Annotated in this window: 11 protein-coding genes; 9 read left to right on the plus strand and 2 right to left on the minus strand. The window is 53.1% G+C overall.

Features of this window, described 5'->3' with window-relative positions; translation table 11 throughout:
* Positions 1–135: 135 nt before the first annotated feature.
* Entirely contained in the window at positions 136–1,374 is a 1,239-nt protein-coding gene (locus tag ABID13_RS15510) for a DUF1015 domain-containing protein (RefSeq protein ID WP_007861357.1), read from the plus strand.
* Positions 1,375–1,491: 117 nt separating this feature from the next.
* On the opposite strand, the gene ABID13_RS15515 is transcribed toward ABID13_RS15510, so the two are convergent.
* Positions 1,492–3,450: a sigma 54-interacting transcriptional regulator gene (locus tag ABID13_RS15515; RefSeq protein ID WP_048929688.1), complete on the minus strand. Its 1,959-nt coding sequence runs from the start codon at positions 3,448–3,450 to the stop codon at positions 1,492–1,494.
* 317 nt (positions 3,451–3,767) lie between these two features.
* On the opposite strand from ABID13_RS15515, the gene ABID13_RS15520 reads away from it, so the two are divergent.
* The 5 genes from ABID13_RS15520 to ABID13_RS15540 are packed head-to-tail and all read left to right on the plus strand — an operon-like array spanning position 3,768 to position 9,201.
* Positions 3,768–4,562 (plus strand): HpcH/HpaI aldolase family protein, encoded by a 795-nt coding sequence (locus ABID13_RS15520; protein WP_048929689.1) that lies wholly within the window; start codon positions 3,768–3,770, stop codon positions 4,560–4,562.
* A gap of 42 nt (positions 4,563–4,604) precedes the next feature.
* Positions 4,605–5,756 carry a tripartite tricarboxylate transporter substrate binding protein gene (locus ABID13_RS15525; RefSeq protein ID WP_048929690.1) on the plus strand — a complete coding sequence of 384 codons (1,152 nt, stop codon included), beginning with the start codon at positions 4,605–4,607 and terminating at the stop codon, positions 5,754–5,756.
* 18 nt (positions 5,757–5,774) lie between these two features.
* Entirely contained in the window at positions 5,775–6,251 is a 477-nt protein-coding gene (locus ABID13_RS15530; RefSeq protein ID WP_007861347.1) for a tripartite tricarboxylate transporter TctB family protein, read from the plus strand.
* Between the two features lie 11 nt (positions 6,252–6,262).
* A complete protein-coding gene (locus ABID13_RS15535) occupies positions 6,263–7,762 on the plus strand; it encodes a tripartite tricarboxylate transporter permease (protein ID WP_007861346.1) in 1,500 nt (499 codons plus the stop codon).
* An 11-nt stretch (positions 7,763–7,773) separates the two neighbouring features.
* Complete coding sequence (locus ABID13_RS15540; protein ID WP_048929691.1) at positions 7,774–9,201, plus strand: four-carbon acid sugar kinase family protein; 1,428 nt, start codon at positions 7,774–7,776, stop codon at positions 9,199–9,201.
* Positions 9,202–9,219: 18 nt separating this feature from the next.
* Here ABID13_RS15540 and ABID13_RS15545 read toward each other — a convergent pair whose 3' ends face one another.
* Positions 9,220–10,446: a M23 family metallopeptidase gene (locus ABID13_RS15545; RefSeq protein ID WP_045092761.1), complete on the minus strand. Its 1,227-nt coding sequence runs from the start codon at positions 10,444–10,446 to the stop codon at positions 9,220–9,222.
* A gap of 501 nt (positions 10,447–10,947) precedes the next feature.
* Between ABID13_RS15545 and ABID13_RS15550 the strand changes: the two genes are divergently transcribed.
* Genes ABID13_RS15550 through ABID13_RS15560 form a run of 3 tightly spaced genes read left to right on the plus strand, consistent with a single transcriptional unit; the run spans position 10,948 to position 14,491 of the window.
* Entirely contained in the window at positions 10,948–11,979 is a 1,032-nt protein-coding gene (locus tag ABID13_RS15550; protein WP_045092762.1) for a LacI family DNA-binding transcriptional regulator, read from the plus strand.
* Positions 11,980–11,990: 11 nt separating this feature from the next.
* Positions 11,991–13,496, plus strand: a complete 1,506-nt coding sequence (locus ABID13_RS15555) for a YjjI family glycine radical enzyme (RefSeq protein WP_007861342.1) — start codon at positions 11,991–11,993, stop codon at positions 13,494–13,496.
* 20 nt (positions 13,497–13,516) lie between these two features.
* A complete protein-coding gene (locus ABID13_RS15560; RefSeq protein WP_048929692.1) occupies positions 13,517–14,491 on the plus strand; it encodes a nucleoside hydrolase in 975 nt (324 codons plus the stop codon).
* Positions 14,492–14,546: the final 55 nt, after the last annotated feature.

Below are 14,546 nucleotides of genomic sequence, written 5' to 3' on the forward strand. Positions count from 1 at the left end.
GCAGGCAGACTTTTCAGTGCGCCTTCCGGGCGCAAGCAGGTAACAGCCCCTTATAGGGGCAGAACAAGCCACCGGCTAAGCCGGTGGTCTTGACTGGTCTGTGAAGCGGATGAGCTTAAGAGAAGGAGAGAGAATATGGCGATTGTGAGACCGTTTGTGTGTGTCAGGCCCCAGGCGGGCAAGGCTGACAGGGTGGCGGCCCTGCCCTATGATGTGTATAACAGGAAAGAGGCCCTGGAAGCGGTAAAGGGGAACCCCCTTTCTTTTTTAAATATTGACAGGGCCGAGACCCAGTTTCCTGATGATGTGGATACATATGACGACAGGGTGTATGACAAGGCCAGGGAGATCCTGGACAGGCAGATCGAAGAGGGGGTCTATGTGACGGATCCCCAGGAAAATTATTATCTGTATGAGCTGACCATGGATGGCCGCAGCCAGACCGGAGTGGTGGCCTGCTGTTCCATTGATGATTATTTAAAGGGCGTCATCAAAAAGCACGAAAATACACGGGAGGATAAAGAGATCGACCGCATCCGCCATGTGGATACCACCAATGCCCACACAGGCCCTATTTTCCTGGCTTACAGACAGGATAATACGGTTAAGGGGATTGTGGAAGGGGTAAAAAAAGAGCAGCCTGTCTATGATTTTGTGACAGAGGATGGGATCGGGCACCGGGTATGGATCATCGGGGACAGGGAGCAGGTTGCAGCCGTGGGACGCGCGTTTGAGCAGATCCCTGCCACTTACATTGCGGACGGGCACCACAGGGCTGCTTCCGCTGTGAAGGTAGGGCTTAAAAGGCGGGAAGCAGATCCCGGGTATACGGGGGAGGAGCCCTTTAACTATTTCCTGACCGTGCTGTTCCCGGATGAGGAACTGATGATACTGCCTTATAACCGTGTGGTAAAAGATCTGAATGGAATGGACCGGAACGGCTTTTTAAAGGCCGTGGCTGAGCGGTTTGAGGTAAAGGAACTGGGTGCAGAGGCATTTGCCCCAAAAGAAAAGGGTGTCTTTGGAATGTTCCTGGAGGATTCCTGGTACTCCCTTAAGGTCAGGCCCCAGGGCTTAAGCAGTGATCCCGTGGAGGGGCTGGACGTGTCCATTCTCCAGAACCAGCTGCTGGAACCTGTTTTGGGCATAGGCGATCCGCGCACGGATAAGCGCGTGGACTTTATCGGAGGCATCAGGGGGCTGGGGGAACTGGAGCGCAGGTGCCATGAGGATATGAAGGTGGCATTTTCCATGTATCCCACCTCCATCAGCGAACTACTCAGTGTTGCGGACGCAGGGCTTCTTATGCCTCCCAAGTCGACCTGGTTTGAGCCGAAGCTAAGGAGCGGGCTGTTTATCCACAGACTGTCATGAGACTGGAACAAAACTGCATATGAGTTTGCATAAATGAACTGTTATGCTGGAAAAATCCCCTTCTGACAGGCGGGCGCATTGAGACGGGCCTGCCTCAGAAGGGGATTTTTCTGCTGTTTATCCTTCTATATGGTATTCCTTCATCTTTCTCCACAGGGTGGAGCGGCTCATTCCCAGCATGGAAGCTGCCTGTCCCTTGTTGAAACGGCAGAAGGCCAGGGCTTCAAGGATCCGGCTCTCCTCTGCCCGGTGGGCGGCGCTGGAGGTCCCGGCGGTGGAAGGCCCGGCGGTGGAAGGCCCGGTGATGGAGGACCCGGCGGATAGTGCGGATAGATCCGGCGCGGATGGCCCGGATGCGGAGTGGCATTCGGGAAATGCCAGTTTGGCGCATTCCAGGTCCACATAATAATCGCTGCACAGGACAGCCATGCGCTCGCAGATGTTAAACAGATGCCGGACATTGCCGGTCCAGTCAGCCTGTGAGAGGAACTGCACCACCTCCGGCGCCATCCGGATACCGGGGAAATTTTTTCCCATGTAATCAGCTGCCAGCAAGGGGATGTCCTCCCGGCGCTGGTTTAAGGGCGGTATGGTGATCCTCAGCACGTCCAGACGGTAGAACAGATCCTCACGGAACAGGTGGTCCTTGACCAGGTTTTCCAGATTTTTGTTGGTGGCGGCAATGATGCGGATATCCACATGGATCACGGAATCGCCGCCCACCCGCATGATCTCCCTCTCCTGAAGTACCCTTAGAAGCTTGGCCTGAAGGGGGAGAGGAATCTCACCGATCTCATCCAGGAAAATGGTGCCGGTATGGGCCAGCTCAAAGAGACCGGTCTTGCCGCTTTTTTGTGCGCCGGTAAATGCCCCGGGAACATAGCCAAAAAGCTCGCTTTCCAGCAGGGTATCGGGAATGGCGGCGCAGTTGACCGCCACAAAGGGGCAGAGGCTGCGGGGGCTGGCGTTGTGGATGCTCTGGGCCAGCACCTCCTTTCCGGTGCCGCTCTCTCCGATGAGAAGGATATTGGAGTTGGTGCGGCTGTATTTTTTTGCGGTCTTTATAACAGAGGCCATGGACGGAGAGGACCCGATCATATCGGAGAAGGTGAGCTTTGCCACAAGGCCCTTTTGATGGAGCTGCTTGCGGATATCACCTTCCAGCCACTGGATCTCATTGACCAGCTGGATGTTCACAATGGACCCTGACAAAAATGTCTGGGTTTTTACAAATGTTTTACTGATGCTCAGCAGGGTGCGGTTGTACTGCAGGATCTTGTTGGCGTATTCATTGTTGTCGGACAGCAGGTTTTTAAGCTCCAAAGGGAAGGGGATGTCAATGATGCGTTTTCCCAGGCAGTCCTTGTCCAGCCCGAAGATGGACTGGGCTTTTTTGTTTGCAGTGGTGACCCGCCTGGAAGGGTCTATGAAAATGATCCCGTCATGGGAAATATCCAGTATGGTCTGAAGGCGCATGGACTTTTCCTGCTCCTTGCGGAATATATGCAAAGCGCGCTTGGCCGAGGAAAGGGCGTCCCAAAATGCCTCCTCGCTGGTTTCTATGAGCATGTTGGGCACGTGGATCATCTGCGCGTATCGGCAGGTGTTAAGCCCTCCCAGGATCACCTGGCAGCCCTCCCGGATCGCCTGGTCTGCCAGGGCTTCGTTGTTCCAGTTGGGGGAGAGGAGGTAGGTTTTAATGGGGACATCGCACAGGTCGGACAGGCCGGTGATCCCTGCCAGCATATTGCCTGCGGCAATAATGCCGATCTGCTTCTGACCGTAGAGCCGGGTGCATTTGCGGATCGTCCTCAGGATATCCGCGGTGGGAACGGAGATCTGGACCACAGGGATGTCACCGGGAAGGTTGGCCAGAATCTGGGCCAAAAGCCCCCGGGTGAGGATGATGTCGGCATCGATCTTTGTATGTCCGGCATTGGAGTTATTCATAATGATCTCGTTCATGACATAGGTTTCCGAATCCTCCTGTTCATGGAAACGGTTGTGCTGGCTGAGGATTTGGGAGGCGTGGGCGATAAAATTTTCACAGGGTACTACAAGGGCTATCTTTACCATGGATCATCTTCCTTCTTTCTTGTCAGGCATACCCTAATGGTACCATAACCCGGAGAAAAATAGAACAATATGTTTTATAAGAAACAAAATGGTGCATCAAAATAAAACGTAGTGGAAATGAGGACAAAAGGAGGGGGAGGTAACAGCTGGTATTAGTGCTAAAAATAATTAAGTATTTTTAGATAAGATCCACAAAAAATCCGGGCTTTCGGAGAGATCAGCATCTTGGCATGGAATTTGCTTTTATAATCAGTATAAAATGCCGGGACAAGGACTGCTGCACGTACCCGGCAGAAGGAATCATAAGGAGGATATCAATGCTGAGAAGAGGAGAGGTATTCCGCAACAGGGCCAAGCGCCTTTTGGCGGAAAAGAAAAAGCTGTCAGCCGCCTGGCTGCAGGCAGCCAGCCCCATAACGGCTGAGATCATGGCTAAGGCCGGATTTGACATACTGATGGTGGACATGGAGCACGGGCCCGGGGGGATCATGGATCTGATCGGCCAGCTGCAGGCCGTATCCCATTATGATGTGGTACCCTTTGTAAGGGTGCCCTGGAATGATTTTGTAACCATTAAGCGGATCCTGGATGCCGGCGTCAGCGGGATTCTGGTCCCTTATGTCAACAGCGCTGAGGAAGCAGCCAGGGCGGTAAGCGCCTGCAAGTACCCGCTGGAGGGGATCAGGGGCATTGCTCCCAGTCCCAGGGCCGGAGGATATGGGATGAACCAGAGGGATTATCTGGATTATGCCAATGAGGAGCTGGATGTGCTGGTGGCGGTGGAGACAAAGACGGCGGTGGACCACATTGAGGAAATTGTTAAGACCAATGGACTGGATGGGATCTTTATCGGTCCCATGGACCTGGCCACTTCCTTTGGACATTTCTGCAATCCCAAGGATGAGGAGGTTCAGGAGGCGATCCGCAAAGTGGAGGCAGTGGTCCTGGGATCCGATAAATTCCTGGCAACCGTGGCAGGGAGTTTTGAGGAGGCAAAGAAGCTGTATGAAAAGGGATACAGTATGGTGATCATGATGTCAGACACCACCACGCTGGGAAAGGTTGCCCTGGATCAGGTGGAGCAGTTCAAAGAAATGTATCCCCAGAGATGACCGTGACCGTAGGTAAAACACAAGGAGAAGGAGATTGGGAATATGAAAAAAAGAATCATGGCAGTTACATTGGCAGCAGTAATGGCAGTATCCATGGCAGGGTGTGCGGGAAGCAAGCCTGCCGGCACAAAGGCGGCTGAAACAAAGGCCGCGTCCAATGAAGGTTCGTCCCAAAAAGCGGATACGGCGGACAAGGATACGGCGGACAAGGATGCTGCGGGGACGGAGGCAGCCGGAGCCGGGAAGGCGGATGATGCAGGTGCGGTCAAGGAAGGCGCGGAGGACAAAGGACAGACGGATTTTCCTAAAAAGCCCATTCAGATCATCTGCCCTGTGAAGGCGGGAGGGGATACGGATTATAACACACGTGTGATCGCGCAGTACCTTTCAAAATACCTGGATGTGAATGTGGTTGTCACCAATGTGGAAGGAGGGGCCACCATTCTGGGAATGCAGCAGGTCCTGGACGGGGAGCCGGATGGGTATACCATGGTGATCAATGGTCTGGACGCTTATATCCCCAATATGATGGGCACAACAGACATTACCATTGACAGTTTTAAGACAGTAGGCATTCCGCTGTTTGACAATACCACGGTTCTGGTAGCCAATAAGGCGTCCGGTTATGAGAGTATAAAGGATGTGGTGGAACGCACCCAGGCAGCCCCGGGTACTATTGAGTACGGCATGAAGATCGGCGCGGCAAACCAGGTATACGGAATCGCCATGAATCAGGAGTGGGGAGCGCAGTTCAAACCAATGGATATTGGAAACAATGCGGCCAAGATGACAGCGCTGCTGGGACAGCAGACCGATACGGCCGTTCTTGCCTATGCCCTTGCAAAGGATTATTTTGCAACAGGGGAATTCCAGGCCCTTTGCCTGCTGGGAAGTGAAAAGAATGAACTGCTTGCAGATGTGCCCCTGCCTTCCGAATACGGATTAAAGGACATTGATTGCAGTAAGTGGTTCTGGCTGGGGGTACACCCCGATACCCCGGATGAGGTGGTGGATATCCTGTCAGACGCCTTGGAGCAGGTGACAGAGGATCCTGAATTTGTAAAGACCATGGAGGATAATTACCTGACCGTCAGATACATTGCCAAAAAGGACGCCCAGGATTACGCCGACCAGTTCTACCAGGATACACTGGTGCCATATAAGGACGAATTTTTATCCACCAGCAGCAAGTAAGGTGGAGAAGGGGGTAAAATGTCACATAACAAAAAGGAAATAGGATCAGGCGTGATATTTTTTCTCATTGCAGTTGCTCTGTATGCAGGCTCTTACGCCATTGTGGTCACCACAAACGATGCCATGGGTCCCCAGTTCTTTCCAAGAACCGTTGCCATATGTATGGGGATTCTGGCAGTGGCTCAGGTGGCATCCGGCCTGAAAAAGGAAAGGAAGGAACAGGGATCAGGGGAAAGGAGCGGCTTTAACATAAGGGCCGCTGCCACCATAGGGATCCTCTTTGCATACGCACTATTGGTTCAGACGGTAGGCTTTATCATCATGACAGCGGTCTACCTCCTGGCGCAGATCCTTCTGCTTCTGCCTGAGAAACGTCTGAGATCCGGGAAAGGTATACTGGTCACCGCAGCAGTCTCGGTTGTCACGCCCATATTGATCTACGAGCTGTTCTACCGTGCATTCAGTATATTCCTTCCCACTGGATTATTAGGATAAGGAGGAGGAAAATGCAGCTTATTCAAGGTTTTATGGCAGTGTTCCATCCTGTTACTCTGTCTCTTATTATCGGGGGAGTGGTTGCCGGTATCGTTTTCGGCGCCATTCCGGGACTCTCGGCCTTTACGGCCCTGGCCCTGTTTTTGCCCATCACCTTTGGCATGGAGCCGGTCAACGGTATTGCTTTTCTTATATCTATCTATGTGGGAGGGCTTTCAGGAGGCTTGATCTCAGCCATTCTGCTGGGAATACCGGGCACGCCCTCATCCATTGCCACCTGTTTTGACGGCTATCCCATGGCACAGAGAGGGGAGGCCGGCAAGGCCCTGGGCACTGCGATTGTTTTCTCCTTTGTGGGAGGGATATTCAGCGCCCTTATACTGACCTATCTGGGGCCGGTGATTGCGGGGGTGGCATTAAAATTCGGACCCTATGAGTATTTTGCGGTCATACTCTTTGCCCTGACCACTGTGTCGGGCCTTTCCGCGGGAAATATCAACAAAGGGCTTTTATCCTGTCTTCTGGGCATTGCCTTTTCCTTTGTGGGAATTGACCGTCTCAGCTCCTACACCAGGTACACGGGAGGGATCTCCAGCCTGGCGGCAGGGTTTAACCTGGTCCCGCTTTTGATCGGTACCTTTGCAGTGTCCCAGATCATTGAAACCGCCGCCAAGGGGCCATCGTCCATTCAGCGCGCGCCATCCGCCAGGGTAAAGGGATTTGGACTGAGCCTGAAGGAATTTGTGTACCAGCTGAGAAATGCCATTCCTGCTGCTTTTATCGGATTGTCTGTGGGAATCCTTCCCGGAATCGGGGGAAATGCTTCCAACCTTCTGGCCTATGCTTTTTGCAAAAAGCGGTCCAAGTACCCGGAAAAGTTCGGGACAGGGGTCATGGACGGGATCGTGGCTTCGGAGACGGCTAACAATGCCACCATCGGAGGCGCGCTGATCGTTCTTCTGACCCTGGGGATCCCGGGGGATAACGCCACATCCATGGTGCTTGCGGGTTTCCAGATACACAGCATCACACCAGGGCCCCTGTTGTTTAAGACCAGCGCGGACCTGGTATATGCACTGTTTGCGGCATTTATCATAGCAAACATTGTGATGATGGTGTCTGAACTTTTGGGGCTTCCGCTGTTTGCAAAGGTCCTCAGCATTCCCGGCTCTTATCTGCTGCCCGTGGTGATCGCCTGCTGCTTTGTGGGTTCATTCTCTGCAAACAACCGTGTATTTGATATACTGGTCATGGTGATATTCGGGCTTGTGGGGTATGTGCTCAAGCGATGGGAGTATCCGCTGGCTCCCATGGTGGTGGGATTCATACTGGCGCCTCTTTTGGAGGAAAATGTAAGGCGGTCCCTGATGCGCACGGAAGGCAGTTTCCTTCCCATCCTGACATCACCCATAGCTCTGGTATTTTTTATCCTTACCGCGGTCATGGTGGTCCTGTCTGTGAGAAGCGAGATAAAGGACAGGAAAAAGCAGCGTGAGACATCAACTGTATAGAGGAGGACCGGATGCTAAAATATAGTGATCTGCAATGGAAGGATGGCCTGGATCCACGGGCCATCCAACTTCTCCTAAAGGAGGAGGCGGAAAAGGACGGTCATAAGATCGTGGTCCTGGATGACGATCCAACCGGAATCCAGACCGTCCATGATGTGCCGGTATACACGGACTGGAGTTATGAGAGTATCCGGCAGGGATTCCTGGAACCGGGGAAGATGTTTTTTATCCTGACAAATTCACGAAGTTTTTCCAGACCCCAGACCATACGGGCCCACGGTGAGATCGGGCGCAGGCTGGCAGCGGTGTCAAAGGAGCTGGGTATTGCGTTTGCCGTTGTAAACAGGGGTGATTCGACTTTGCGGGGCCATTTTCCCCTGGAAACCCAAACATTGAGGGAGACCCTTGGGGAGCAGATGGGAGAGGAGATACACGGGGAAGTGATCTGCCCCTTTTTTGCCGAGGGAGGCAGATTTACCATGGACAATGTCCACTATGTAAAAGAGGGGGAATGGCTGGTTCCTGCGGGTGAAACGGAATTTGCAAACGATAAGACCTTTGGCTACCGTTCTTCGGATCTGAGGGAATATATAGAAGAAAAGACCGGGGGAACCGATAAGAAAGAGGATGTGATATGCATATCCGCGCAGCAGCTGCGGTCCGTGGATATAGACGGCGTGGAGCAGATGCTTATGAATGCCGGGGGATTTGACAAGGTGGTGGTAAACGCACTGACCTCCCTGGAGATCAAGGTGTTCTGTATTGCACTGTACCGCGCAATGGCAAAGGGAAAGCGTTTCCTGTTCAGCACCGCCGCGGGATTTGTAAAGGAGTTTGCAGCAGTGGAGGACAGAGAATTTCTCACCGGCCGGGAACTGGTCCCTAAGGGGAGGATGGGGGGAGGTCTGGTGGTGGTCGGCTCCCATACCCGCAAAACCACAGCCCAGCTGGAATGTCTGAGGGAACTGCCAAATATCCGCCTGATGGAGTTTGATTCGGATCAAGTGCTGGACCCGGCCGCCATGGAGGAGGAGATCGCGTCCGTGGTAAGGCGGGAGGAAGCATGTATCAGACAGGGGATCACCGCTGTCGTGTATACAAAGCGGCGTCTGCTGTCCGTAAAAGGGGATACGGGAGAACAGGCCCTGGAGCGGTCTGTTAAGATTTCAGAAGCGGTACAGCAGCTGGTGGGGCGTGTTCAGGAACCACCGGCTTTTATTGTGGCAAAAGGAGGGATCACATCCAGCGATATCGGCACCAAAGCCCTGGGAGTAAAAAGGGCCTGGGTGCAGGGACAGGTCCGCCCCGGAATCCCGGTGTGGAGGACCGGTCCGGAAAGCAGGTTCCCCCACATTCCCTATGTCATCTTTCCGGGAAATGTGGGGGAGGATCATACGCTGCGGGACGTTCTTCAGGTTCTGATGGAGCCCTGGTCCTGATGAGGGGAGGTAGGAACCCTACTCCTGGGGCGGGGCGGATGGAGCCGGAGGCGCTGCCTCTGACGGCGTGGCCGGAACAGTGGGGTCCTTGGTCTGGTAGATGCGTTTCCATTCCTTGGTCCCTTCCACCTTCACCGTCTCACACCGGTTCATGTTCAGGAATTTTACCAGCTCATAGCAGCTGACCCAGATTTCGTTGTTGCTCTCCTTCTGGGATTCGTCAAAGATCAGTTCCAGGCCAAAATGAAGATGGGGCTCATTGATATTGTTGGTGTTTTCCGTGCGGCTGTAGCCGGTGCGGCCCAGGTAACCAACCACATCCCCGGCCTGCACCACGGACCCTTCCTTCAGACCGGACTGATAGGGATAGTTTTTACGGAGGTGGGCGTAATAATAGTACCGCTTGTGGTCAAAACTGCGGATGCCCAGCCGCCAGCCGCCGTACTGGTTCCATCCGATGGCCTCCACATAACCTGATTCCACTGCGATGACGGGAGTTCCCACCTGTCCCATCATATCGTGGCCCAGGTGCTGGCGCTTGAAGCCGTAGCTTCTGGCCACCCCAAAGTCATCAAAATCACTGTAAGGAAATCCTTTGGCAATAGGGGAAAATGCTTTCAGCCCATATTTGGTCACCCATACGGTGGCAGGATCGCCGGGAGCTCCCCCGGCCACGCCGGAGGGAAGATAGGCGGCAGGCGCTTCGCTGGCAGGGATCTCGGCCTGGAACTGGCCCACCATCCCGTCCAGCACCGCGCCGTAGGCATCCCTGTAATATGTATAATATTTCATGTCTTTTGTCAGGTCCGCCATGGTGGTCTCGCCGGTTTTCAGCTTTTCCGCCACGGTCTTCATGTGCTCCGGCTTATATTTGCTGAAGTCACCCCCGTATCTTGCACCCAGGTAGGCAAGCAGATCCACCCAGTTTAAATGGATTTCAGCCTGGCAGGTGTCCACATCATAGCGGAACGCCTGGTTCATGGCTTCCGAGGTTACGGCAAAATCCACCCATTTGATATATTCTTTTTTCTTTTCCTCCTGTTTCTCCTGGCCCGGGCCGTTGGTGTCTTCCAGGGGATTGACGGTTCTGGCCAATCTGGCCGCCTGGCTCATCACTGCCTGGCCGGAGTCTGTCCTGTAAAGGAAGATACTCAGACACAGCAGGCTTAAGGCCAGCATTTCACCGTAAATCACCGTTTTTGTACTGATATGCAAATGCTTCCTGAGCATATGGATAAGTTTCATGATATACCGCCTCCTGACAAGGGTTCCCGGAATATTGGGGCTCTATGTTAATCTTATGTTTGTCCGGGCCGGATTATGATTCCGCGCATCAATTCTTTGGGAGTGCGGGGGAAGATGAACATAAGATGAAAAAAAGTCCCGATTACAGTAAAAAAGTGTGCAAAATGCATAAATGCTATTGATTTGATAGATAGAATATGCTAAAATCATGGTGAAAAACATGTAACCGATTACCTAAATTCAAAGAAAAGTATGGAAAATACAGCAAAACCCATTGGGGAAATACAGTAAAACCGTGTTTGTCCGCGTGGGAGGGGCATGTTTGGGATTTCAACAAGAATAACGAAATATCATTGTTATTTGAAGGAGGGGGAATATTTTTCCTTGCGGAAAACCGGCTTCAGGTTTTGCGGGGAAGCTGTAAGATATAAAATATGTAACCGGTAACATATATAACCGCTAATATAGTTTGGATTATTAAAAAAGGGGGTAGAGGCTGATATGACAATATCTGATATTGCAAAACTGGCAGGTGTTTCTGTTGCAACGGTTTCACGTGTGCTGAACAACAAAGGCTATGTAAAGGAAGAGACCAGACAGAAGATAGAGAATCTGATCCAGGAGAATGGTTACCGTCCCAATGCTGTGGCAAGAAGCCTGACCCGCAGCAATACATCCATGATCGCCGTGATCATGTCCAACAGGCTCAATCCGTTTTTCGCCAATGTCCTGGATGCCATAGAATCCCGGGCCGAGCAGCAGGGATACAGCATCCTGTTTTATAACACCTCGGAGGACAGGGACAAGGAGTGTAAAGCCATTGCCCAGGCCATTGAGCACCGTGTCATGGGGATCCTGCTTCTGCCCGTTCTGGATCCGGACGAGCGGACGGAGGAGCTGCTTGCAGGAGCGGAGGATTCGGGGATACCGGTGGTGCTCATTGACAGGGATTTACATAATAGTGATCTGGATATCGTACTCATTGATAATAAGAAGGTAGTGTACGAGGGAGTCAAACTCCTGATCGAATCAGGCCACAGAAAGATCGGGATCGTCACCTGTCCCGAAGTGGTGAAAAAAGGAAAGACAAGGCTGGACGGTTATGTCCAGTGCCTGAAGGATTACGGCATGGAGATGGAGGATGAATATATTTATCCCGGGGATTTTGATGAGAAGAGCGGATATCAGGCATGTGAAAATCTGCTGGGACTTCCCGATCCTCCCACAGCGGTGCTGGTCACCTGCAGTTCCGCCACCCTGGGCTGCATCCGGTATCTGAATGAGCACAGCCTGCAGATGGGAAGGGATATAGGATTGGTGGGATTTGATGACATTTCCCTTCTGGGCACCCTTGGATATGAAATTACAGTGATGGACAGGCCCATGAAGGAGATGGGGGAGATCGCATACGACCTTCTCACAGAACGCATGGCAAGTCCCGACACAAAAAGGCGCCGCAGGGAGATCCTGCTGCAGACCCGGCTGATCATCCGCGGCAGTGAGAAGCTGCAGGATGTGCAGGCCGTCTCATAGGAGGAATATTTATGACACAGGGAATCGAAGAGATCATCAAAGGAATTTTGGCAGATCCAAAGCTGACGTACCCTCAGAGGCTGACCGCCCTGGCCGGAGCGGCTGAGAACACGCCGGATCCCGTGCCTCTTAGCAGGGAGGCCCAGTGGTTTGCGGACAGGGATATTGTGTTTGATATGGGAGAGGGAAATGCACCGTACCGTCCCAGATATGTGCTCCCTGACTATGATAAGTTTATGAGGCAGGGAAGCAGGTTCCTGATGCTGGATCCGCCCGGGGATATATGGGATGCGGTGTCAAATCTGCTGATCCTTTACCGCCATGTGCCCTCGGTGATCGCGGGGCCTGTGTACATCGGCCATATCGACAGGCTTCTGGATCCCTTTGTAAAGGATGAGGAGGAGGCGCGCCATGCCATCAGGATCTTCCTGACCCATGTGGACCGCACCATCAGCGATTCCTTCTGCCACGCGGACATAGGGCCTTATGACACAAAGGCTGGCAGGATCATCCTGGAGCTGTCGGCACAGATGCAGCGCCCGGTTCCCAATATGTCCCTGATCTACAATGAGCATACCACGGATGAATTTGCCTGCAAGGCCATTGAAACCGGCCTGGTTACGGCAAAGCCCAGCTTTGTGAACGATGCCATGTACACAGCGGACTGGGGGAGGGAATATGCCATTGTGAGCTGCTATAACGCCCTGCCCATCGGGGGAGGGGGGCTGACCCTTGGACGGCTGAACATGAAGAAGCTGGGGGACGTGGCTGAGAGCAGGGAACATTTCCTGGACCACCTGCTTCCGGCCGCAGTGGCAGCGCAGTGTGAGCAGATGGATAAAAGGGATACATATATTTTGGAGCAGGGAAGATTCCTGGAAAATACCTTCCTTTGCTCCGAGGGATTGATCCACAGGGATAAGTTTGTGGGCATGTTCGGAATGGTAGGCCTGGCGGAGTGTGTGAACACGGTGCTGAAGCTCGAAAAACCGGAGGAACGGTATGGGCATGGCAGGGAAGCGCAGGAATTTGCCCTTTTGATCCTGGACCGGATGCATGAGCAGATCAAAGCATATAAGCCCAAGTACGGACGCTTTGAAATGCATGGACAGGTGGGGATCGCAACAGATACTGGGGTCACCCCCAATACCAGGATACCTGTGGGGGAGGAGCCGCCTCTCCATGACCAGCTTTTATTCACGGCCCTGACCCAGAAGCATTTTGCGGCAGGGATTGGGGAGCTGTTTCCCTTTGAGGAGACAGCCAAGAAGAACCCTATGGCGGTACTGGACATTATCAAGGGGGCTTTTGGGGAGGGAATGCGCTATTTCTCCTTTTACTCCAGCAGTTCGGATGTGGTGCGTGTCACCGGTTATCTGGTAAAGCGCTCGGATATAGAGCGGTTTGACGCAGGAGAGGCCTGCCTTGGCAATTCCACGGTGCTGGGAAGCGGAGCCAGCAGGGGACTTCACATTTTTGAGCGGAGCGTGAGACAGGTACCGCAGGAAAAAGACTAACAGAAAGCCGGGTATACGATATGGGAAAGAAGATTTTATACAGCTGCGACACGGGGATCGATGACGCCCTGGCTATTGCTTACCTTTTGGCACAAAAGGAGTGTGAGGTAGTGGGCATCACTGTCTCATACGGCATGGGACATGTGGGAAATGTGTACAGGAATACAAAAGCCGTGCTGAAGCTGTTTGACAGGGAGGATATTCCGGTGGCGATGGGAAGCGACACCCCTTTAAGCGGAATCCCCAATGACTACAGCGGAGGAAGCCGGTTCCACGGGTGCGAGGGCCTTGGAGGGATCCTGGGACCCAGCTCTCCTGAGGATTATGCGGGGGCGAAACCGGAGGAGGCCACCGACTTTATCCTTCAGATGATAAGGACATACGGGAAGGAACTGTACTGGGTCACAAGCGGCCCCCTGACGGATATTGCCAGGGTGCTGGATAAGGACCGGGAAACAGCTGAAAAGGCAGGGGCTGTCTATATCATGGGAGGGGCCATTGCTTCCCCCGGGAATACGGGTCCATACACGGAGGCGCTGGTGGAGGCAAACGTCAGGCTGGATATCCCGGCCACGGCCCAGGTACTGGATTCCAAGCTGCCGGTGGTGCTGGTGGGACTGGATGTGACCAGAAAGACGCTGTTAAGCTTTGAAGACCATGAGCGCTGGCATCAGATCGGCACCAGGAGCGCCCTGTTCCTTTACGAGGCCCTGAAACACTATCTGGGAGCATATGAGAAGTTCCACCCATACCTGGGAGGCTGCGGGCTTCACGATCCCCTGGCAGCCGTGGCAGCCGTCCATCCGGAGATCCTGACCACCATACCCATGCACATGATGTGCTTTACCCAGGGGCCCCAGGCAGGGAAAACGACAGAGAATGTGCTGCGGTGCAATGACAGGGATTATGAGATGAAGGCGGCCGTGTTTGTGGATGTGGATGCATTTTCAAAGGAGTTTTTTGGAAAAGTGGAGGAACTGCTCCGGGAACATTAAGGTGCGGAATGTGAAAGTGACGGAACATTAAGGTGACGAAACAATAAAGCAGACA

The organism is Enterocloster citroniae, assembly GCF_040545455.1.
Lineage (GTDB): Bacteria > Bacillota > Clostridia > Lachnospirales > Lachnospiraceae > Enterocloster > Enterocloster citroniae.